The organism is Tropicimonas sp. TH_r6 (assembly GCF_033101155.1).
Classification (GTDB): domain Bacteria; phylum Pseudomonadota; class Alphaproteobacteria; order Rhodobacterales; family Rhodobacteraceae; genus Tropicimonas.
The window spans coordinates 138,776-157,944 of sequence record NZ_JAWMPX010000005.1 but is presented as its reverse complement, the minus strand read 5'-3'; the positions used below and the strand labels follow the sequence as shown (position 1 = coordinate 157,944).

The 19,169-nt window shown below is 63.9% G+C and carries 25 protein-coding genes; 5 read left to right on the top strand and 20 right to left on the bottom strand.

The window, feature by feature from the left end; all coding sequences use genetic code 11:
* Nucleotides 1-2: 2 nt before the first annotated feature.
* Nucleotides 3-476, bottom strand: coding sequence for a D-galactarate dehydratase (locus R3X27_RS07540; RefSeq protein WP_317708225.1), 474 nt, complete (start codon nucleotides 474-476; stop codon nucleotides 3-5).
* Nucleotides 477-590: 114 nt separating this feature from the next.
* Here R3X27_RS07540 and moaA point away from each other — a divergent pair, with 114 nt between their 5' ends.
* Together moaA and R3X27_RS07530 are read left to right on the top strand one after the other, a co-directional pair.
* Entirely contained in the window at nucleotides 591-1,592 is a 1,002-nt protein-coding gene (gene moaA, locus R3X27_RS07535) for a GTP 3',8-cyclase MoaA (RefSeq protein ID WP_317708287.1), read from the top strand.
* 145 nt (nucleotides 1,593-1,737) lie between these two features.
* The gene (locus R3X27_RS07530) at nucleotides 1,738-2,166 is read left to right on the top strand and encodes a CBS domain-containing protein (RefSeq protein ID WP_317708224.1); all 429 of its coding nucleotides are present in this window, start codon (nucleotides 1,738-1,740) and stop codon (nucleotides 2,164-2,166) included.
* Between the two features lie 60 nt (nucleotides 2,167-2,226).
* On the opposite strand, the gene R3X27_RS07525 is transcribed toward R3X27_RS07530, so the two are convergent.
* The 16 genes from R3X27_RS07525 to ffh form a co-directional block, all read right to left on the bottom strand.
* Nucleotides 2,227-3,141, bottom strand: a complete 915-nt coding sequence (locus tag R3X27_RS07525; protein WP_317708223.1) for a hypothetical protein — start codon at nucleotides 3,139-3,141, stop codon at nucleotides 2,227-2,229.
* Between the two features lie 7 nt (nucleotides 3,142-3,148).
* Nucleotides 3,149-3,649 (bottom strand): DUF2244 domain-containing protein, encoded by a 501-nt coding sequence (locus tag R3X27_RS07520; RefSeq protein WP_317708222.1) that lies wholly within the window; start codon nucleotides 3,647-3,649, stop codon nucleotides 3,149-3,151.
* Between the two features lie 143 nt (nucleotides 3,650-3,792).
* Nucleotides 3,793-5,466 (bottom strand): cytochrome c oxidase subunit I, encoded by a 1,674-nt coding sequence (ctaD, locus tag R3X27_RS07515; RefSeq protein ID WP_317708221.1) that lies wholly within the window; start codon nucleotides 5,464-5,466, stop codon nucleotides 3,793-3,795.
* A 305-nt stretch (nucleotides 5,467-5,771) separates the two neighbouring features.
* Nucleotides 5,772-6,581 (bottom strand): tRNA (guanosine(37)-N1)-methyltransferase TrmD, encoded by an 810-nt coding sequence (trmD, locus tag R3X27_RS07510; protein WP_317708220.1) that lies wholly within the window; start codon nucleotides 6,579-6,581, stop codon nucleotides 5,772-5,774.
* Nucleotides 6,574-7,503 (bottom strand): hypothetical protein, encoded by a 930-nt coding sequence (locus tag R3X27_RS07505; RefSeq protein WP_317708219.1) that lies wholly within the window; start codon nucleotides 7,501-7,503, stop codon nucleotides 6,574-6,576. Before R3X27_RS07505 ends, trmD begins: the two co-directional genes overlap by 8 nt.
* Nucleotides 7,500-8,006, bottom strand: a complete 507-nt coding sequence (gene rimM / locus R3X27_RS07500) for a ribosome maturation factor RimM (RefSeq protein WP_317708218.1) — start codon at nucleotides 8,004-8,006, stop codon at nucleotides 7,500-7,502. Before rimM ends, R3X27_RS07505 begins: the two co-directional genes overlap by 4 nt.
* Complete coding sequence (locus R3X27_RS07495) at nucleotides 7,999-8,151, bottom strand: hypothetical protein (RefSeq protein ID WP_317708217.1); 153 nt, start codon at nucleotides 8,149-8,151, stop codon at nucleotides 7,999-8,001. The genes rimM and R3X27_RS07495 overlap by 8 nt, the downstream gene beginning before the upstream one ends.
* Before the next feature lie 20 nt (nucleotides 8,152-8,171).
* Entirely contained in the window at nucleotides 8,172-8,573 is a 402-nt protein-coding gene (gene rpsP, locus R3X27_RS07490) for a 30S ribosomal protein S16 (protein ID WP_317708216.1), read from the bottom strand.
* A gap of 48 nt (nucleotides 8,574-8,621) precedes the next feature.
* Nucleotides 8,622-8,918, bottom strand: coding sequence for a chorismate mutase (locus R3X27_RS07485; protein ID WP_317708215.1), 297 nt, complete (start codon nucleotides 8,916-8,918; stop codon nucleotides 8,622-8,624).
* On the bottom strand, nucleotides 8,911-9,516 hold the full coding sequence (locus tag R3X27_RS07480; protein WP_317708214.1) for a GNAT family N-acetyltransferase: 606 nt from the start codon (nucleotides 9,514-9,516) through the stop codon (nucleotides 8,911-8,913). Before R3X27_RS07480 ends, R3X27_RS07485 begins: the two co-directional genes overlap by 8 nt.
* Nucleotides 9,516-10,049, bottom strand: coding sequence for a GNAT family N-acetyltransferase (locus R3X27_RS07475; protein WP_317708213.1), 534 nt, complete (start codon nucleotides 10,047-10,049; stop codon nucleotides 9,516-9,518). The genes R3X27_RS07480 and R3X27_RS07475 overlap by 1 nt, the downstream gene beginning before the upstream one ends.
* On the bottom strand, nucleotides 10,046-10,573 hold the full coding sequence (locus tag R3X27_RS07470) for a GNAT family protein (protein ID WP_317708212.1): 528 nt from the start codon (nucleotides 10,571-10,573) through the stop codon (nucleotides 10,046-10,048). Before R3X27_RS07470 ends, R3X27_RS07475 begins: the two co-directional genes overlap by 4 nt.
* Nucleotides 10,570-11,661, bottom strand: coding sequence for a GNAT family N-acetyltransferase (locus R3X27_RS07465; protein WP_317708211.1), 1,092 nt, complete (start codon nucleotides 11,659-11,661; stop codon nucleotides 10,570-10,572). The genes R3X27_RS07470 and R3X27_RS07465 overlap by 4 nt, the downstream gene beginning before the upstream one ends.
* A complete protein-coding gene (locus tag R3X27_RS07460; RefSeq protein ID WP_317708210.1) occupies nucleotides 11,658-12,173 on the bottom strand; it encodes a GNAT family N-acetyltransferase in 516 nt (171 codons plus the stop codon). Before R3X27_RS07460 ends, R3X27_RS07465 begins: the two co-directional genes overlap by 4 nt.
* A gap of 34 nt (nucleotides 12,174-12,207) precedes the next feature.
* Complete coding sequence (locus tag R3X27_RS07455; protein WP_317708209.1) at nucleotides 12,208-12,723, bottom strand: GNAT family N-acetyltransferase; 516 nt, start codon at nucleotides 12,721-12,723, stop codon at nucleotides 12,208-12,210.
* A 4-nt stretch (nucleotides 12,724-12,727) separates the two neighbouring features.
* A complete protein-coding gene (gene ffh / locus R3X27_RS07450) occupies nucleotides 12,728-14,242 on the bottom strand; it encodes a signal recognition particle protein (RefSeq protein WP_317708208.1) in 1,515 nt (504 codons plus the stop codon).
* Between the two features lie 416 nt (nucleotides 14,243-14,658).
* On the opposite strand from ffh, the gene R3X27_RS07445 reads away from it, so the two are divergent.
* The gene (locus tag R3X27_RS07445; protein ID WP_317708207.1) at nucleotides 14,659-14,994 is read left to right on the top strand and encodes a metalloregulator ArsR/SmtB family transcription factor; all 336 of its coding nucleotides are present in this window, start codon (nucleotides 14,659-14,661) and stop codon (nucleotides 14,992-14,994) included.
* 35 nt (nucleotides 14,995-15,029) lie between these two features.
* Here the strand turns inward: R3X27_RS07445 and R3X27_RS07440 are convergent, their stop codons facing one another.
* The 3 genes from R3X27_RS07440 to R3X27_RS07430 form a co-directional block, all read right to left on the bottom strand.
* Entirely contained in the window at nucleotides 15,030-16,172 is a 1,143-nt protein-coding gene (locus R3X27_RS07440; RefSeq protein ID WP_317708206.1) for an alpha/beta hydrolase, read from the bottom strand.
* Nucleotides 16,173-16,278: 106 nt separating this feature from the next.
* Entirely contained in the window at nucleotides 16,279-16,776 is a 498-nt protein-coding gene (locus tag R3X27_RS07435; RefSeq protein WP_317708205.1) for a ClbS/DfsB family four-helix bundle protein, read from the bottom strand.
* Between the two features lie 84 nt (nucleotides 16,777-16,860).
* Nucleotides 16,861-17,739 (bottom strand): LysR family transcriptional regulator, encoded by an 879-nt coding sequence (locus R3X27_RS07430; protein ID WP_317708286.1) that lies wholly within the window; start codon nucleotides 17,737-17,739, stop codon nucleotides 16,861-16,863.
* Between the two features lie 57 nt (nucleotides 17,740-17,796).
* Between R3X27_RS07430 and R3X27_RS07425 the strand changes: the two genes are divergently transcribed.
* Together R3X27_RS07425 and R3X27_RS07420 are read left to right on the top strand one after the other, a co-directional pair.
* Nucleotides 17,797-18,162 carry a hypothetical protein gene (locus tag R3X27_RS07425; RefSeq protein ID WP_317708204.1) on the top strand — a complete coding sequence of 122 codons (366 nt, stop codon included), beginning with the start codon at nucleotides 17,797-17,799 and terminating at the stop codon, nucleotides 18,160-18,162.
* Nucleotides 18,163-18,532: 370 nt separating this feature from the next.
* A complete protein-coding gene (locus R3X27_RS07420; protein WP_317708203.1) occupies nucleotides 18,533-19,123 on the top strand; it encodes an FMN-dependent NADH-azoreductase in 591 nt (196 codons plus the stop codon).
* Nucleotides 19,124-19,169: the final 46 nt, after the last annotated feature.

Genomic DNA, 19,169 nt, shown 5'->3' with positions numbered 1-19,169 from the left:
GCCTAGCTCGAATAGACCACCAGTTCCGGCAGCGCCGTCAGCGGTGCTTCAAGCACCCGCATTGCCGGCAGGCTGACCCGTGTGCCCGAGCCCGGCGAGCCGCCCGACGGACGCAGCTCGACCTTGACCGAGGTGCCTGCCCCGGGGAATTCCAGCCGCCCTGTCGTGACCTGGTCGACCAGCCCGGTCTCTGCCCAGAATCCCGGATCCGCGGGGTCGCCCAGCGAGGCGACAGTGGTGCCCAGTCGCACCTCGGCGATATCCGCCGGTGCGCTGGCCGCGGCCCTGCGTTCGGCCGAACTGGTCGTGTCGAATTGCTCGACCGTCGTGGCATTCGTTGCCGGAACCACCGTTCCCGCGCCTGTCTCGGTCGGCGCCGTGGCCGAGAGCGGGCCATTGCCCGACTGCGTTCGCGTCATCTCGCTGCATCCGGCAACCGCCAGCACGAGCAGCACGATCAAGATCCGTGGCGTCATGACCGCCTCTCCCGCTTCCCTTTTTTACGCCATCAGCCTGCCGCCCACACGCCGCCCATGCAACCGCCTTTCGGCCACTTGCGCCACATCCCGCCGCAGCGTAGCCTCTTCGCCATGGAAGCGCCCCTGATCGACCCGTTTCAACGCCCCGTGAACTATCTCCGGGTTTCGGTAACCGACCGCTGCGATTTTCGCTGCAGTTATTGCATGTCCGAAGACATGACGTTTCTTCCGAAACGACAGCTTCTGACTCTGGAGGAACTGGACACAGTCTCCTCCGCCTTCATAGGCCTCGGTGTGCGCAAGCTGCGCGTGACCGGGGGGGAGCCGCTGGTTCGGCGCGGGATCATGACCTATTTCGAGGCCATGGCCCGGCATCTTGAGAGCGGCGCGTTGCAGGAACTGACCCTGACGACAAATGGCTCGCAGCTGCACCGGTTCGCACCTGATCTGGCCGCGCTCGGCATGCGTCGAGTCAATATCTCGCTCGACACGCTCAACGAGACGAAGTTCGCCGAAATCACCCGTTGGGGCCGTTTGCCGAATGTGATCCGCGGGATCGATGCGGCGCAGGCGGCCGGGCTGCGGGTCAAGATCAACGCTGTGGCGCTCAAGGGGTTCAACGAGGATGAGCTGTTCGACATGGTCGAATGGTGCGCGTCCCGCGACATGGACCTGACCTTCATCGAGGTCATGCCGATGGGCGATATGGGCGAAGAGGATCGGCTGTCGCAATACTGGCCGCTCAAGGAGCTGCGGGCGCGGCTTGCCGAGCGCTACAGCCTGATCGATCTCGCCGAAAGCACAGGGGGGCCGGCGCGCTATGTCCGGCTGGACGAGACCGGGCAGAAGGTCGGGTTCATCACCCCGCTGACCCACAATTTCTGTGAAAGCTGCAACCGCGTGCGGCTGACCTGCACCGGCGAGCTCTACATGTGCCTCGGCCAGGAAGACCGCGCCGATCTGCGCCCTTCCTTGCGGGAACCCACGGCGCCGCCGTTGGAGGACGCTATCCGCGCCGCCATTGCGCGCAAGCCCAAGGGGCATGATTTCGACTATTCCCGGCAGGAAATCGGCGGACAGATGCCGCGCCACATGAGCCATACCGGGGGCTAGGGCGCCGAGCAAAGCCCGGTGAGGCGCCCGGAGTTTTGATACATGTCATTGACCCAACTCCGAGTTCATCGTCCCCTGTGAACTCAGCCAATGCACAGATCGCGGGAGGGACAGGGCGTCCACGTAATCCGAAAGGAGGCCCGACATGACGACGATCAAGCAGATTCTTGAACAAAAGGGGTATGCGGTGGAATCCGTGGGCCCCGAAGATATGGTGCTGGATGCCTTACGGCTCATGGACGAGGCGGATATCGGCGCGGTGATGGTGATGTCCGGAGAGGCGATCGAAGGAATCTTCACCGAGCGCCAATATGCCAGGAAGGTATTCCTTGTTGGGAGAGCGTCGCCGACCACGCCTGTCGGGGATGTCATGGAGCCGAATGTCATCTGTGTGGCTTCGGATCAGACGGTGAAAGCCTGCATGGCGCTGATGACAGAGAAACGAATCCGCCATCTTCCGGTCGTTGATGACGGCCGGCTGGTTGGCCTGGTTTCCATCGGAGACCTGATGAAGAGCATGATCGACGAGCATCAGTTCAACATCGACCAGCTTGTGCAATATGTTCGCGGGTAGGGCGTTCTCGCGCCCGCCTTGCACGGTGCTTTACGGGGGGCGCTTTCCGGGACCTGGCGGTCAGGCCATCGGAAACTCCGCCTCGATCTGGGACAGGATGCCGGCATCCGTGACCGGGAATCGTTTCACGTAGCGGGTCTTGAACCCGACGCGGCCGCGACGCGTGCCGAAATTTTCACCGTGATTGACCACGTAAAGAACCGCCTCCTGATTCAGGGGGGTCAGTGGCCGGCCCGCAAGCGATGCGAGATAGGGGAACATGCGGTGTTCGTGGCTGGTGATCGCGGCAAGATATTCGCCGTCCTGCTGGTCGTGGCTGAAGTCAAAGCGGAAGGCGGCGCAGGAGCCGCACATCTTCCAGAACGCCTTTCGGCCCGGCGCCAGCAGGGTTTGCGGCGCGCAGAGGCCGACCTCACGGCTTTGTGCGTCCATCACCCAGCCACGCGTGACCAGATAGCCGCCGCGCGCCTTGCGATGGATCATCTCGGCCACGGCGCCGGGGGCGAGCATGTCATCGGCGTCGAAGGGCATGGCGTAGCCGGAGCCCAGGGCGAGTGCGGGCAGAGCCCGGCACAGCTGATCCAGCTTGGCCCATTTGTCATTTCCTTCGAAGGGCTTGGTGAAGGGAAGGAAACGGATCTGGTCGTCGAACTCGATGCTGTCGGGCCGGTCCTGACCGCAGATCACGGCGTGCCAGCGACCAGAGCTCTGTGCGCGCCAGCTTGCGACAGTATCGGCCAGCCGGGCCTCGACATCGTTCCAGTTGCCGACATGATGACGGCCGACCAGCGGGGTGAGAAAGACCACGGAAGGGTCCTGAACAGGGCCCGGGCGGGCATGGGCGCGGCGCTCCAGTGCGGCCTCCTCGGACCACTGGGTTGCCAGTTTCTCATAGGTCCAGCGCGGACCGAGCGTCACCGCCGCGAGCCGGTTGAGCAGCCGGCGCGGTTTCGGTGTGGCGGGAACTTGTGCCATGTCGAGATTACCCCCTGGAAGGCAGGTATCGCGCCAGTTCGTGGTAAAGGTCAACGCGCTCATCGTCGCTGAGGAAGGCGCCGATCTCGACCTCCCGGCCAGCGCCCCGCAGCGTCACGTAATTCGCGATGGGGCCGCCCTTTTCATGGAGCTTGATTTCGACCCAATGCGGGTTGGCCTCCCAGTCCTGCGTCGGGCTGTGGCGGGAATGGCGTTCGAGCCGGACGCGGTCCTCCCAGATGCGAAGCTCCTCGAGAATCTCGCCATCGCGATAACTCTTCTGGATCGCCCAGTAGAGCAAGCCCAGCGTGCCCATCAGAAAGGGGAGCAGGCCCCAGAGCACGGGCGAACCGATGGCAGGATAGAGCGGGAGAAGCAGCAGCAGGAAGGTGCCAGCGATAAATCCGACGAAGCCGCGCTTGGGCAGCGAGCGGTGTGGCCACAGGTGGAGTTCGCGCTCCGGCGCTGCCGGGGTGGTGGGGTCGGGTGGGATCCATTCGTAGGGCAAGGGGACCTCCGCTGATCGCTCAAGTCATTCGGATGACTGCTATGCGCCTGAACTGGCGAGCTTCGGGCAATTGGAAAGGAAAAGGGCCCCGGCGTTTCCGCCAGGGCCCTCGATCTCATCCGAGCGGGATCAGTGGGCCAGCGTCAATGCGCAGCACCCTTGTCCCATTCTTCCTGCTTCGGAAGCGTCTCGAACGTATGCTCCGGCGGCGGGCAGGGCAGGGTCCATTCCAGCGTGTCCGCATGCTCGTTCCAATAGTTCGCCTCGGTGATCTTCTCGCCTTTCCGCAGCGTGACATAGACGATGTAGAAGAAGAGCAGGAAGGAGGCGAAGCCCAGCAGCGCACCGATCGACGACAGGTAGTTCCAGGTGGCGAAGGCCTCCGGATAGTCGATATAGCGGCGCGGCATGCCCTGACGGCCGAGGAAGTGCTGCGGGAAGAAGGTCAGGTTCACGCTGATGAAGAACAGCCAGAAATGGACCTTGCCGAGGAACTCGGGATACTGACGCCCCGACATCTTGCCGATGTAAAAATAGACCCCGGCAAAGATGGTGAACGCCGCGCCCATCGACATGGTGTAGTGGAAGTGAGCGACCACGTAGTAGGTGTCGTGATAGGCGCGGTCGATGCCGGCCTGAGAGAGCACGACGCCCGTCACACCACCGATGGTGAAGAGCAGCAGGAACCCGATGGCGAAGAGCATGGGCGTCTTGAACTCGAGCGAGCCGCCCCACATCGTCGCGATCCAACTGAATATCTTGATGCCTGTTGGCACCGCGATCACCATTGTGGCGAGCATGAAGTAGCTCTGTTGGCTGAGCGACATGCCGACCGTGTACATGTGGTGCGCCCAGACGACGAAGCCCAGAACACCAATCGCCACCATCGCGTAGACCATCGGCAGGTAGCCGAAGATGGGCTTGCGCGAGAAGGTCGCGATGACGTGGCTGGCGATGCCGAAGCCCGGCACGATCACGATGTAGACTTCGGGGTGTCCGAAGAACCACAGGATGTGCTGGTAGAGAATCGGGTCGCCGCCACCGGCGGGATCGAAGAAGGTTGTGCCGAAATTGCGGTCTGTCAGCAGCATGGTGATGGCGCCGGCCAGAACGGGCAAGCTCAGAAGAATCAGCCAGGCGGTGACGAAGATCGACCAGGCGAAGAGCGGCACCTTGTGCAGCGTCATGCCCGGGGCGCGCATGTTCAGGAAGGTGGTGATCATGTTGATCGCACCAAGAATCGAACTCGCGCCCGAGACGTGGACAGCGAAGATCGCCAGATCCATCGAGAAGCCGCCTTCACGCACCGAAAGCGGCGGGTAAAGCACCCATCCGACGCCGGAACCGAGCTGGCCGTTGCCACCGGGGCTGAGCACCGAGCAGACGGCGAGGCAGCAGCCTGCGAAATACAGCCAGAAGCTCAGGTTGTTGAGCCGCGGGAAGGCCATGTCCGGCGCGCCGATCTGCAACGGCATGAAATAGTTGCCAAACCCGCCGAAAAGCGCGGGAATGACGACGAAGAACATCATCAGGATCCCGTGGGCGGTGATCAGCACGTTCCAGATATGACCGTTTGGCGTACAGCCTTCCGTCGAGCTGGCAAAGAGCCGAAAGCCTTCCATGCACATGTGTTGCACGCCCGGCGTCATCAGCTCGATACGCATCAGCACGGTAAAGAAGACGGCAATGAAGCCGACGGCGGCCGAGACGATCAGGTAAAGAATCCCGATGTCTTTATGGTTGGTGGACATGAACCAGCGGGTGAAAAATCCCCGCTCGTCATCATGGTCATGCCCATGAATGGCAGCATCGGCCATGCATTTCCTCCGGTATTTGTCCTGTTTATTGCGGCATACCTCTCCCAAAGAGCATGCCTGCGCGTCCTCGGCACACCCTAGGGGGATAGGATGGGAGCGGCAACATTCAAGTTGCTCGATGCGAAACATTATTACGGATGCGGGATTTGGCCCGCCGGAGGGTGCTGCCTCGCGCATTCGGTGCCGGAAATTGCCCGGTTCAGCGGGGTGACTGGCGCAGAAATGGGGTGGCTTGCACATGAAGGCCCGGTTCGAGGCGGCCCCGCAACAGGTTGGTGGGCGATCTCATGGGCGAAAGCCCGGCGTCACGCCTCGCCCTTGCGCGCCAGCCAGTCGCGCCAGAGATCCGGACGGCGTTCCTGCGTCAGGGCTTCGGCCTGTGCGCGCCGCCATTCGGCGATCTTCGCGTGGTGACCGGACAGGAGCACTTCCGGCACCGCCCGCCCGCGCCACGCATTCGGCCGGGTGAACTGGGGATGTTCCAATAGCCCGTCCGAGAAGCTTTCTTCCTCGGTTGACGCCTGATTTCCCAGAACGCCGGGCAGCAGCCGCACCGTCGCGTCGATCATCGCCTGGGCGGCAATCTCGCCACCGGTCAGGACGAAATCGCCCAGTGACACCTCTTCAATCTCATAGGCATCAAGCACCCGTTGATCGACCCCTTCGAAACGGCCGCAGAGCAGCGTTATCCCGTCTGCGGCGGCCCAGCTGCGTGCCGTCGCCTGATCAAACCGCTTCCCGCGCGGCGAGAGATAGACCAGCGGCCAGCGTTTCCGATCGCGCGGTGTGTCGCGCAACCCTTCGTCCAGCGCCCTCGAGACAACGTCGGGGCGCAGCACCATCCCGGCACCGCCGCCCGTCGGCGTGTCGTCGACATTGCGGTGCCGGCCCGCGCCGAAAGTCCGCAGGTCGATGGTCTCCAGCGACCACAGCCCCTCTTGCAACGCCTTCCCGGTCAGGCTTTCGCCCAGTACGCCCGGAAATGCGCCGGGGAACAAAGTCACGATCCGCGCTTTCCAGGCCTGCGCCAGCGTCGGGCTCTCGCCCATCAGGTCGCGCGGAACGAGGCTGGCACGGATAGAGAGCCTGCCGTGGGATTTCGGACCTTCACTCATGCTCATCTTCCTGTCTGATATCCTCGATCTGCTGCGCCAGCGCGACCAGCTCCTCGGCCAGGTCCGGCTGCTCTCCCTCGATTTGTTCGGAGATGTCGAGAAGTCGTTGAAGCGCAGGCAATTCCGTCTCGCGCGACGGGTCGTCCCTCAGAAGGTCTCTGGCCGCCAACAGGTACTGCGCCAGCGTGATCACATCCGCGGCTTCCACGATCTGCTCGAAGACAGCCGCCATCCGCTTCGTTCCACGTTCTGCCCGGGCGAACCCGGTTTCGCTGGCCAGCAGCAAACCCGCGCGGCGATCTCGTCGGGTGCGTGTCCGTGCGGCCCGGTCGAGCAGGGCATCAAGCAGGATATGCGGGCGCAGCTCGGCTTCCAGCGGCGTCAGGATGCGGCGGATGTCATCCTCCGAGGCGACTTCGGCGGGCAGCGCGTCGAGCGCGCCAAAGGCCTGCGCCAGCGCCGCCGCCTCCGCTTCGGTCGGGTGAAGCAGCGGCAGGTCTGGCGTCTCCTCGAGGAAGACTTCCGCCTCCTCGGCGAAGTCATTGAGCTTTTTCAGGGCTGTCTCGGCAATAGCTTCGATCTCGGCCTCTTTCTTCGGCACCCAGAGGATGCGCCCGAGTGCGATCCCGCCAAGCCCGAGCCCGAGCCAGCCGGCCAGCGGCGCGGTGGCCTCGATGCCGAGCAGGGCGCGCAGCAGGTGCCCGAGGCCGAGACAGGCCGATGCAAGTGCGAAATGGATCATCAGCGTCGGCAGGATCATGGCCGGTCCGTCGCGGAACGGCTCTGACTTCATCACCATGACCCAGAGAAAGAACAGCCCCGCGAAGGCGAGCGCCGCGATATAAGGCGCCCCGGTCAGCCCCGCGCCGATCGGGGCGGCGTAGAACAGCGCCCCGGCAATCGCGAGGCCGCCGAATTTCATTCGAAGAGCCCCTCGGGCGGGTCCGCCACAATGCGGCCCGAGGCGATATCCACCGTTGGGACTGCCTCGCGGGTGAAGGGCAGAAGCACGGTTGTCTTAAGCCCTGGCCCGTGGATCTCCAGCATGTCGCCAGCGCCGAACTCCTGCACCGCGCGGACAGAGCCCAGCAGCGTGCCGCCGGTGTCGCGCACTTCCAGCCCGATCAGGTCGGCATGGTAGAACTCGTCTTCCGGGAGCTCCGGCATCCGCGCGCGCTCGGCCATCAGGCGGACACCCTTGAGCGCGTCCGCCTGTTCCTTTGTCGAAATCCCGGTGAGCCGGACGGCGAGGCCGTTCGTCACCGGGCGGGTGATCTTCACCGCGAAGGCGCGACTGCCGTCCTCGCTGAAAAGGTCCCCGTAGGAAGCGATATCCTCAGGGATGGCGCAGAAGCTCTTCAGCCGAACCTCTCCCTTGACGCCGAACGCACCGGCGATGGCGCCGACACAGACCCGATCATCCATTTTCCATCACTCCCAGGCAGAGCCCACGGGCACCGATCCGGCCGCCATTGTCCCGGCAACGCTCTTCGAGAACGAGGCGATGCGCCTCAATCCCGACATACACGCCCAGACCAAACAAGGTGGCCCAGATGATCAGCCGGATCATGCCCGATTGCCTGCCGCCGATTACTCGGCAGCGGCCTCTTCTTCAGCCGGGGCAGCAGCCTCGGCAGCGGCGGCTTCAGCAGCCTCGGCGGCCTTGGCGGCCTTTTCCTCGGTGCGTTCGACGGCCTTTTTGCCCGGCTTTGCTTTGTTGGGGTTGTTGCGCTCGGTCTTCTCGCGGATACCGGCGGCTTCGAGCATGCGCACGATGCGGTCGGTCGGCTGGGCACCCTGGTCGAGCCAGTACTGCACGCGTTCCATGTTCATCTTGACGCGGTCTTCGCTGTCCTTGGGTAGGAGCGGGTTATAGGTGCCCAGCTTTTCGATGAAGCGGCCATCGCGCGGCATGCGGCTGTCGGCGGCGACGATCGAGTAAAAGGGGCGCTTCTTGGAGCCGCCACGGGCGAGACGGATTTTCATGGCCATTGTTGTGTTCTCCTTTGAATGGCTGTGATTGGGCCGGTGTTCCGGCCGTCATTCCTGGTGTTTCTTGTGGTGTCGGATGACTTCCTGAATGGTGAAGTTCAGGAAAGCCTTGGCAAAATCGGGGTCCAGGTCGGCCCGTTTCGCCAGATCTTCGAGCCGTTCGATCTGCGCGGCTTCGCGCGTGGGATCGGACGGTGGAAGGTTGTGTTCGGCCTTGACCCGCCCCACGGCTTGGGTGTGGGCGAAGCGCTCGGCCAGCGTGTAGACGAGGATCGCATCGAGCCGGTCGATGCTGTCGCGATGCCCCTTGAGGAGCGCCGCAGCCTTTGCAACCGCATCAGTCAATTGCGTATCCTTTCGGCTTGAAGAGCGGGTCGTAATAGGAGCGGATCTCCAGGTCGATCCCGTCCTTGAGTTGGCCGTCGCGCAGCCGCTCCGGGGTCGGGTGGCGATAGACGACATCATGGCCATCGACCGACGCCGCTTCCTTGTCCTTCACCGCGCCAAGCCGTTCGGCGAGGCGGATGGAGTCCAGATCCTTGGGGTCGAGATAGGACACGGCCGTGTCCCAGCCGTCCTGCTCGTAGAAATACTTGCGCGCCAGATGCGCGGCTTCCAGCGCGTAGCCATGGCCGGACGCTTCTGGCCAGATGAACCAGGCGATTTCGCGCTCGGGCCATTTCGGTGGGAACCAGCCGCCGGCCATGCCAAGCGTCTCGTCGGTCTCGCGCAGGTGGATCATCCACATGCCGAAGCCGCGGATCTCCCAATGGCCGATCTCTGCAGCGTAGAGCATCCAGATCTCGTAGGCATTGAGCGGACCGCCCATGAAACGCGACCGGTAGGACGAGAAGGTCGAGCGGAAATTGGGGTAATCCCCGGGCTCGGGGCCCCGCAGGATGAGGCGCTCACTTGTGAGCACCGGAATATCTCTATGTCCCATCAGGCGCCTCCCTTCGCGTGACGATAGACGTGAATCTCATCCGGATCGTCGCCCGGCGGCACAGCGGCGGCGGGGTCGATCACGGCGCCGAGGCGGCGGGCCACGGCGGCGGAGCGGTGATTGTCGGGGTCGATATAGGAGACGGCGGTCTCCCAGCCGAGCTCGCCAAAGACCCAGGCGTGGATGCGGGTCATGGCCTCGGTGATATAGCCCTTGGCCTCGTCTTCGTCGCGCCAGATCGACCAGGCCAGCTCCGGCTCCGGCCAGTGCATCGGCATCCACGGGCCGCAATGGCCGATGGTCACGCCATCGGATTTGCGCTCCATGAAGAGCATGCCGAAACCGCGCAGCACCCATTGGCCGGCGGAATGGCCGAAGACGCGGGAAAGATCCTTGGCGTCGGTGATCGGGCCACCGATGAAATTGGCACGCGGCGAGGCGAGGAAATCGCAGAGCGGCTGGAAATCCTCCAATGTCTGCGACCGCAGGATAAGACGGTCGGTCTCGAAGCGCGGCAAGGTGAGCGTTGTCATGCGGGCACCTCGCCGGGCGAGAGGTGGCGCCAGACCTGCATCAGGCCAAAGATCGGATGGTCGAAATCGCCGTCATGGCGCGCGCCGATCCGTTGCGCGAGCGCGAGAGACCGGGTGTTCTCCGGCGCAACCATGCTGATCACCGTGGTCCAGCCGAGCGTTTCATAAGCATAGGCGCGCGCGGCCGTCGCGGCTTCAAGCGCAACACCGCGCCCCTCGGCAGCGGCAAAGACGGTCCAGGCGATCTCCGGTTCGGGCCAGTCATCGGGGTGGTATAGCCCGACGATGCCCAGCGCGTCATCCGCCGTCCGGTCCGCCACGATCCAACGTCCGAAGCCGCGGATCTGCCAATGTCCGCCAATGGCCAGGAAGCTGCGGAACGAGCTTGGCCGGTCCGATGGCCCTCCGATCGCCGCCGATCGCTCGGAGGCGTAGAAGTCGGCATAGGCATCGAAATCCCGCATCTCGGGTGCGCGCAGGCGCAGCCGGTCTGTCTCGACCGTGGGGATGGTGAAACTACTCATGCATAAGCCTCCGGAGACCCGTCGCCATCGGGCGAGGGGTGGCGGAAGACAAGGCTGTGTTCGAAGGGGCGCGGGGCCGTGTCGTCGCGCACCGCGCCAAGCCGTTCGGCTACGGCGATATAGAGATCATTGTCCGGCGCACAGTAGCTCACGAGCGTTTCCATGCCGGCGCTCTCATAGGCGAACTGACGCAAGGCCTCTGCCGCTTCGGTCGCGTAGCCCTGACCCTGGTTGCCATCATAGAGGAACCAGTTCAGTTCCGGCTCCGGCAAGTGCAGCCCGGAAGTTATGGCGACCTGTCCAACCGTGCGGCCGCGCCGCTCGATCATCAGCCCGCCATAGCCGAAGAGCGACCATTGAGCGATGTCATTGGTGAACCAGGCCCAGGCCTTCTCGCGCGAGATCGGCCCGTGCAGTTGCCGCACCCGGTCGGAGCTGCGATAGGCGGCATAGGGTTCGAAATCCTCGATCCGCGGCGGGCGCAGGGTCAGGCGCGGGGTGTGCAGCGTCGGCGCGGCCGGCTTGCGCGGGCGGGCGATCTTGCGGCGCACGGGGGCGTGAACGCCGTCGCCGTTGAGCTCCTCGGGGGAGGGGTGACGCCACGCGTCATGCCCGTCCAGCGACGCAGGGGCGTGGACATTGGGGTCGACCCGGGCCCCGAGCGCACGCGCCATACGCACGGCATAGGTGTTCTCGGAATGAATATAGGTGACGGCGGTTGTCCAGCCGAGGGTGCCATAGGCATGGGTGCGGGCCGCGCTAACGGCTTCATACCCGTAGCCATTTCCCACCGCGTCCCGGGACCATAGCTGGCCGGTCAGTTCCGGTTCGGGGTAGCTGTCGGGCCAGTGCGGGCCGACGAGGCCAAGCGCGCCGGGCTCGCCCTGTTGCTCGACAACGAAGCGGCCATAGCCAGCCTTTTCCCAATGGCCAAGGATCCGCTGGAAGCGCTGTCGCGCACCGGGGGCCTGCATGACCGGGCCATGCGTGGCCCGCCAGTCGGAGGCGTAATAGGCGATATAGGCGGCGGCGTCCTCGGGCGTCGGACGGCGCAGTGTCAGCCGGTCGGTGGTCAGGCGTTCGATCATGCCGCCCTCCCCGGATGCGGGTGGCGATAGACGAGATCGCCCGGATCGGGTCGCGGCGCCTCATCGTCACGCGTCGCGCCGAGCCGTTCGGCAAGGGCAATGGAGCGCGCATTGGGCGGGTCGACATAGCTGACCAGCGTCGTCAGCCCGCGCGGGCCGAAAGCCCAGTCACGCGCCGCGGCAGCGGCCTCGAACGCATAGCCCTCGCGCAGATGCGCCGTATAGAGCATCCAGCCGATCTCGATCTCGGGGTAGAAATCCGGCTTGTTCACGGCAACCTGCCCGAGCACGGCGCCATCGGTGCGCCGCTCGATGGTCCAGCCGCCGAGATTCATCAGCGGCCAGGCGCCACTATCAGCCGCGAACCAGAGCCAGGCGGTCTTCCGTGTGGTGGGTCCGCCCATATAGACGGAGCGCTCGGAGGCGAGCATCTCGGCGAAAGGCTCGAAATCCTCGGGGCGCTGGGCGCGGAGCATCAGTCGTTCTGTCACGAGCAGAGGCGCATCGGTCATAGCGCGCTCCTTACGCCCGGCTGTTTTAACCGGATCATGCTGCGCGTCTCCAGTTGGAGCTGCGCACCGGATGACAGAAGCTCATCGCGTCCGTCTCCGTGAAGGGGTCGGCAATTGCCCCGGTCGCCCGCAGCAGCGCGGCCGAGCGGCGATCGTCCAGCGCCACATGGCTGACGATCTCGTTCCAGCCGATCACGTTCGCACAAAACCGGCGCGCGCACCGCAACGCCTCGGGCGCCAGCGTGTCGGCATCCGCCGTATCGAAAAAGAGGAAGCCAAGCTCCGGTTGTTCCCAGCCTGTCGCCTTCCACGGACCCGCCAGCCCAATGGGCGCGTCGCAGCCCTTCGGCACGACGGCAAAGAGGCCCAAGCCACAGAGATCCCAGTGGCAGACGATGGCAACCGTCTGTTCCAGGGCCCGCGCCCCCGAGAGCGGCGCCGTCGCGATATGCGCTTCGCCCGCCTTCAGCCGTGCGAAGACCGCGCCGATATCCGACCGGGTCGGACGACGCAGGAACAGGCGCTCTGTTTCGAGGACGGGGGTGCGCATGGGATTACTTCTTCTTGCCGAAGCCGGAGAGGCCGGGGGGCAGGCCCATGCCGCCGCCCAGCCCGGGCATGCCGCCCATGCCGCCGGGCATCTTGCCGAGCGCCTTGGCGGCCTTCGCCATATCGGCCTCGGAGACGCCTTCGAGCTGCTTGGCCATATCCGCCTCGCCGCCCTTGCCTCCGAACAGGCCGCCCATGGCTTGTTTGAGCAGGCCCTTCTTGCCCATCTTCTTCATCATGTCGGCCATCTGCCGGTGCTGTTTCAGCAGCTTGTTCAGCTCGCTGACCTCCAGACCCGCACCGCGCGCGATCCGCTTCTTGCGGCTGGCCTGCAGGATCTGCGGCGCGGCGCGCTCCTTCTTGGTCATCGAATGGATCAGCGCGATCTGGCGGCGCAGGATGCTGTCGTCGAAGCCGGCCTCGGCGACCTGGTTCTTCATCTTGGCCATGCCGGGCATCATGCCCATCACGCCTTCCACGCCGCCCATCTTGAGCATCTGCTCGAGCTGGGAGCGCAGGTCGTTCATGTTGAACTGGCCCTTCTGGAAGCGCTTCATCATGCGCTCGGCCTGTTCGATCTCCAGCGTTTCCTGCGCCTTTTCGACGAGGGAGACGATGTCGCCCATGCCGAGGATCCGGCCGGCGATCCGCTCGGGGTGGAACTCTTCGAGCGCGTCCATCTTCTCGCCGAGACCGACGAACTTGATCGGCTGGCCCGTCACGTAGCGCATCGAAAGGGCGGCACCGCCGCGCCCGTCGCCATCCATTCGCGTCAGCACGACGCCGGAGATGCCGATCCGCTCGTCGAAATTCTCCGCCGTGTGCACGGCATCCTGACCGGTCAGACCGTCCACCACCAGCAGCGTCTCGCGCGGGGTCGTCACGTCGCGCACGGCCTCGACCTCGGCCATCAGCTGGTCGTCGATGGAAAGGCGGCCCGCGGTGTCGAGCATGTAGACGTCATAGCCGCCGAGCGTCGCCTGCTGCTTGGCGCGCGTGGCGATCTCGACCGGGGTCTGGCCCTTGATGATCGGCAGCGTATCGACGCCGACCTGCCTGCCGAGGATCTGAAGTTGCTCCATGGCGGCGGGACGGTTGACGTCCAGCGAGGCCATCAGCACGCGCTTGCCGTTCTTCTCGGTCAGGCGCTTGGCGAGCTTTGCGGTGGTGGTGGTCTTGCCCGAGCCCTGCAGGCCGACCATCAGGATCGGCGCGGGCGGGTTGTCGACCTTCAGCTCGCCGGGTTCTTCATTGTTGCCGGACAGGAAGTGGACCAGCTCGTCATGGACGATCTTGACCACCTGCTGACCCGGTGTGACCGACCTGGTCACGGACTGGCCGGTGGCCTTTCCCTGGATCGACTTGATGAATTGCCGCGCCACGGGCAGCGAGACATCCGCCTCCAGAAGCGCAACGCGGACCTCGCGCAACGCGGTCTTGACGTCATCTTCGGAGAGCGCGCCCTGCTTGGTCAGCCGGTCGAAGACTCCACCGAGGCGTTCTGACAGATTTTCAAACATGCCTCGGCCCTCCTTCGGCCATTTTTACTGCACGTGGCTCCCATGTAGGTAGCCGGTTCCGAAACGACAAACGCACCAGTGGGCGCAACGCGCTGACTGGTGGCGATCCCCCAAGAAAGAGGGACCGGAAGTATGCACTCCCGGGTATCGAGGCGGTCACTATGCCCAACAGCGCGTGGAGTCAAGGAAACCATGGCCAAGCCGCGGATCTGCTTCCCCGATCCGCCAAGCCGGATGGTCTCCGTGCCGATGCCACGACCGGTCAGGCGCCGGCTTGCGGCAGCGAGTGGCGACACTGACCGCCTTGCCGCAACCGGATTGAGAGCCATCGGCGGCTTGCGTGCTGCAACGGGACGCGACCGCATTGATATGGCCGCGCACTTCCCTCCCTCGCGCCGAAAGCGTAGGCTCCCGCCATGCAGCCCACCCTCGACATCGTCTTCGCCGCCCTTTCCGATCCGACACGCCGGCAGATTCTGACGATGCTGCTTGAGGATGACATGGCGGTCACGGACGTGGCCGAGCCCTTTGAAATGTCGCTTGCGGCGATCTCGAAGCACCTGACCATCCTGACCCGCGCCGGTCTCATAAGCCAGGAGAAGCGAGGGCGGGTCAAATGGTGCAAGCTGGAACCGGACGCTCTGCGCGACGCATCGATCTGGATGCAGTGCTTTGGTCAGTTCGAGGCGGTCAATCTCGACGCCTTCGAACGCTTCCTCGAACAGGAACTCTCCGGGGCGGGCGAGGGTTGACGCCGCGCGCGATAATCGACCTTCGGAAGTGACGGCTATTCCGTCGGCGGAAAGGCCGGCGGCGGAGCGGGAAGGAGAAGCGGACGGATCGCGTCTTCGCTGCGGTAATAGCGCTCATGCATGTCGGCGGGGTTCCAGATTGCGCCGCGCGGACTGGACAGCCGCAGCGGCGGCGGAAAGGCGCGCTTTTGCCCCTTGGGAACGGGAACGATACTCGCGACGAGGTCATGCTGAAACACGATGTCGATCCAACTGTTGAGGCGGGTCTCGCTTGTGTAGAACTTGGCGATCTCTGCGCGAACGATCGGTTCCTGGATCGACAGCGCGCCGATCCCGGTGCCCCATGTGAAGAAGGTGGTCCGACGCAGGGCCGAGCCGTATTCGGCGAGCGCGTCCATGGCGACGGGACCGCCAAGTGAATGGGCGACGACGAAGATCTCGTCAAACCCGGCGTCTGGATCCGAGACCTCGTTCAGGACATCCTTCACCCGGCTGCGGGTCTTTGCCCGAAGGCCGCTATCCCCGAGTTTCGTGGGGTCGTCCCGCAGATAGGCCCGCGTATAGGCTGCAAAGTCGGCAAAGGCATTCAGCTTGCCCAGGCCGATCAGCATCACAAGGATCACATAGGGCGCGAAACTGCTCAGGCAGGACAGGCTTGTCGCCGCCATCGCGCGGAATCCCTCGGCATGTGATCCAAGGACGGCGTCGATTTCGGCCGAATTTGTCAGGTTGCTGTTCGCGAAGGCCTCGAGCAGCACGATCAACACACTCAAATACCACAGGAACAGCAGGAAACCCGCGCCTGCGAGCGCGCAGGCCGACAGCCTTGAGATGCCTTTTCCCTTCAGGATGGACAGCAGCAGACCGCCCGGCCAGAGCCAGTAAAACAGCAGCCATGTCGCCCGCCAGAACCGCCGCAGGGGTGCCTCGTTGCTCCAATCCGGCACGAGATCGTTCCAGTAGGCCTCCATGACATGCAGTTCGACTTCGCGTGCGTCCGCGAGGTCCCGAGCCGTCAACACGGTCACTTCGGACTCCTCAGCCACCGCCGCATCGCCGGCATGGCGGACTTCAAACCCCTCGCTGTAATCCTGTATCGCGCCGACAAGTTGATCCCGTGCAGCTCTCTGTTCCATCTTGCGATACCCCGGAACCAGGATAATTGCCCGTTTGACCATCGCGACCTCCCAAGATCTGAGCGTTGGTCATGAGAGTTCAGGCGCACATCCGGCCCCTGGCCAATGACCAACAGATACAGGACGAATATGCCGGCGCCGATGGCGGTTATGCGTTCACCTTGAGCATCGCCCGGGCGGTCTTGGCGGCGGAGCGGTAATGCGAGGCACCGGCGGCTTCGGCCCAGCGGCCCGTGGTCCAGTCATTGCGTGCGCCCTTCATCGGTCCGCCATAGAGTTCCGCCTCGTCGCGGACCTGCAGAAAAGCCAGAAGCTGTGCATGATATTCCGCCAGAAGCGCCCGCGCTTCCAGCCAGCCGAGCCCACGCTGCCGCGAACGGATCACGGCGGAATACGCCGGCAACTGGTTCCACTTGTAGCCGGGCGCTGGAAAATGCACCTCGCGGCCCGACTGCCCATCCACGTACCAGCCCAGAAACAAGCTGATCCAATGGGCCCTGTGTCCGACAATATCCTTTATGGAGATCCCGCTCTCATCGGCAACCAGAGCCTGGGCCGCATCGATCTCGTCCAGCTGTCGCGTCAGCCTTTCAAATTCCCGCATGGTGACAGCGATGAGATCGGTTTTGCAGGTGGCTGCCGGCATGTTCGTCCTCCTGGGATCAGCCTGCGCCTCCTGCCGTAAAGTCACCTTGATACGGATCAAGCCGATACGGTTTGGTCGGTTGTTTTATCCGTCCGACCAGCTCTTTGCCTTTTCCTTGAGGAACTGAACCATGGTCTGCACCTTCGCGGTCCGGTGCAGGTCGATATGGGTCACGATCCAGAGGTGGCTGCGCCATTCCGGTTTTGGCTCCATCACCTGAACCAGATCGGGATGTCGCTGCGCGTCCTGTACCAGCAGGAAGCCGATCCCGGCGCCGGCGAGGATGCCGTCGGTCACCGCGCGGGCCTGCGAGGCGCGATAGGTGATCTGCTCGGCCGGAATAGTCTCGAACATCCAGCGGTAGAACGGCGCGCGTGTGTTCAGGTCGTCGGTATTGACGAAGCGGTGTCCGTCCCACGCGCCTTCGGTGAGCAGGCCGTGGCGTTCGACGTAATCGCGCGTGGCGTAGAGGCCGATCGGCTCCTGCGCCAGCGTCTGGACGATATTGTCCGGCTGGTCTGGCTTGCTGCCGGCCCGGATGGCGACATGCGCCTCGCCATATTCGAGCTTGAAGAGGCGCTGGTCGGTCAGGAAACGCACCCGGATCTCGGGATGTTCCTCCATGAACTCGACAAGGAGCGGCGTCAGCCGTTGCGACAGGGCCGGGATCGACGTCACAATCAATTCGCCGGATACATCGGCGCCGCGCCCGCGGATCCGCCCGACCAGCTGGGTGAACTGATCCTCTGTTGCCGCCGCGACCTGCAAGAGGTCCATCCCGGCCTCCGTGGGCGTGTAGCCACGCGCATGGCGTTGGAAAAGCTTGGTGCCGAGCCGCGCTTCCAACGCGTCGACATGCCGGATCACCGTCGCATGATGCACCCCGAGAGCTTCTGCTGCCCCCGATACGGTCCCCAGCTTGGCGACGTGAAAGGACGTCCGAATTTCGTCCCAGGTATCCACTGTCATGACACTTGAACCTGCTTCTCGCGATTGTGTTGTGCGTAGATGAACAGATTGATGCAATTTTCGAAAGCTGTTTTTTCGCGCCGCCGCTCCCATCTGAAAATCATCCAAGAGGCTCCGGACCGCTCCTCCCTCGGGACGGCGCCGCAGCCCAAGAAAGGCACCACCATGACCAGAACCGCAGTTTTTGCCGGGCTCGTCGCTGTCATCGCGATGCCCGCCTTTGCAAGCCAGGAGCAACTGGCGCGAAATGCCGGTGTCGAACCCGGTCTCTATTCGAATGCCCAGCTGACGCAGTTGGTTTCCCTGCAGCGTGAAGATGGAAACCGGCAGCTGATTTCCCGCATTCTCGCGAATCCACAAGGCGCGCCGCTGGTTTCGCGGCTATCGACCTCCACTCACGGGCCTGACGACAACTAGGCCGGTGGAGCTCCCCCCGGGAGCGGGCGTGCAGGGTTGACCTGCGCGCCCTTTTTTTCTGACACGGTCAGTACGACCCACGCGTACCACCTCATCTTGCCTGGGCCTGGCCGGTCCTGAACGTGTGGCACAGATGATGCTGCGCCATCTTCCTTAGGCGGTGCCTGCATAGGCCTCCGGGCTATGTCCTCAAAATCACGGCAAAGACCCGCTTCGTCCGCAAACCGGACTGTCATGACCGCGCCAGGTCAAATCACCATTGGCGGCTTTTTGCAAAATTGCACATTAGATGGTTATTTTGAGCAGTTGATTGCAGAAAGGAACATGTCCAAGTTTCTTGCAACAGAAATCGCACCCAAGGAACACACCCATGACCGCCCAGACACTCCTTCGTATTGACAGCTCAGCCCGCCTCGAAAACTCCATCAGCCGGGAACTCGTCGACGAGATCGTCCATAAATTCGCCAACGCAACGGTGATCGCCCGTGATCTGGCGCGCGATCCGCTGCCGCAAATCGACGACGGCTTCGTGACCGTAACGAAGGGAGCCACGTCCGATGACCTCACGCAGGGTCAGCGGGACATGCTGGCCCTGTCCGACAGGCTGATCGATGAACTCAAGGCCGCCGACACCATCGTCATTGGCCTGCCGGTCTACAATTTCGGAATACCGTCGGCTCTCAAGGCATGGGTCGATCTCGTCGCTCGGGCCGGCGTCACCTTCAACTACACGGAAGAAGGCCCGAAAGGTGCGCTGAGCGGCAAACGGGTCATCATCGCCATGGCGTCGGGCGGTACGGAGGCCGGATCGCCCATTGATTATGCGACGCCGTATCTGCGTCACGTCCTGGGCTTCCTGGGCATGACGGAGGTCGAACTGGTCCGTGCCGACCGCCTTGCCTTCGATGCCGAAGCCACGGTTGCCTCGGCCCGGGCACAAGTTGCGGCGCTGGCGGCCTGAGGCACTTTGAGACATGGGGCGACGGCGTTGCTTTCCGATCGCCTTC

Coding starts and splice junctions, on each gene's coding strand:
- trmD (WP_317708220.1), bottom strand. CDS start 6,581: ATGAGTGAAGGTCCGAAATCCCACGGCAGGCTCTCTATCCGTGCCAGC.
- rpsP (WP_317708216.1), bottom strand. CDS start 8,573: ATGGCCATGAAAATCCGTCTCGCCCGTGGCGGCTCCAAGAAGCGCCCC.
- R3X27_RS07475 (WP_317708213.1), bottom strand. CDS start 10,049: ATGACAACGCTCACCTTGCCGCGCTTCGAGACCGACCGTCTTATCCTG.
- R3X27_RS07445 (WP_317708207.1), top strand. CDS start 14,659: ATGCAGCCCACCCTCGACATCGTCTTCGCCGCCCTTTCCGATCCGACA.
- R3X27_RS07420 (WP_317708203.1), top strand. CDS start 18,533: ATGACCGCCCAGACACTCCTTCGTATTGACAGCTCAGCCCGCCTCGAA.
- R3X27_RS07470 (WP_317708212.1), bottom strand. CDS start 10,573: ATGAGTAGTTTCACCATCCCCACGGTCGAGACAGACCGGCTGCGCCTG.
- R3X27_RS07525 (WP_317708223.1), bottom strand. CDS start 3,141: ATGGCACAAGTTCCCGCCACACCGAAACCGCGCCGGCTGCTCAACCGG.
- R3X27_RS07505 (WP_317708219.1), bottom strand. CDS start 7,503: ATGAAATTCGGCGGCCTCGCGATTGCCGGGGCGCTGTTCTACGCCGCC.
- R3X27_RS07480 (WP_317708214.1), bottom strand. CDS start 9,516: ATGGGACATAGAGATATTCCGGTGCTCACAAGTGAGCGCCTCATCCTG.
- R3X27_RS07425 (WP_317708204.1), top strand. CDS start 17,797: ATGCAATTTTCGAAAGCTGTTTTTTCGCGCCGCCGCTCCCATCTGAAA.
- R3X27_RS07435 (WP_317708205.1), bottom strand. CDS start 16,776: ATGCCGGCAGCCACCTGCAAAACCGATCTCATCGCTGTCACCATGCGG.
- R3X27_RS07455 (WP_317708209.1), bottom strand. CDS start 12,723: ATGCGCACCCCCGTCCTCGAAACAGAGCGCCTGTTCCTGCGTCGTCCG.
- R3X27_RS07530 (WP_317708224.1), top strand. CDS start 1,738: ATGACGACGATCAAGCAGATTCTTGAACAAAAGGGGTATGCGGTGGAA.
- R3X27_RS07440 (WP_317708206.1), bottom strand. CDS start 16,172: ATGGTCAAACGGGCAATTATCCTGGTTCCGGGGTATCGCAAGATGGAA.
- rimM (WP_317708218.1), bottom strand. CDS start 8,006: ATGGATGATCGGGTCTGTGTCGGCGCCATCGCCGGTGCGTTCGGCGTC.
- ctaD (WP_317708221.1), bottom strand. CDS start 5,466: ATGGCCGATGCTGCCATTCATGGGCATGACCATGATGACGAGCGGGGA.
- R3X27_RS07465 (WP_317708211.1), bottom strand. CDS start 11,661: ATGATCGAACGCCTGACCACCGACCGGCTGACACTGCGCCGTCCGACG.
- R3X27_RS07540 (WP_317708225.1), bottom strand. CDS start 476: ATGACGCCACGGATCTTGATCGTGCTGCTCGTGCTGGCGGTTGCCGGA.
- moaA (WP_317708287.1), top strand. CDS start 591: ATGGAAGCGCCCCTGATCGACCCGTTTCAACGCCCCGTGAACTATCTC.
- ffh (WP_317708208.1), bottom strand. CDS start 14,242: ATGTTTGAAAATCTGTCAGAACGCCTCGGTGGAGTCTTCGACCGGCTG.
- R3X27_RS07460 (WP_317708210.1), bottom strand. CDS start 12,173: ATGACCGATGCGCCTCTGCTCGTGACAGAACGACTGATGCTCCGCGCC.
- R3X27_RS07495 (WP_317708217.1), bottom strand. CDS start 8,151: ATGATCCGGCTGATCATCTGGGCCACCTTGTTTGGTCTGGGCGTGTAT.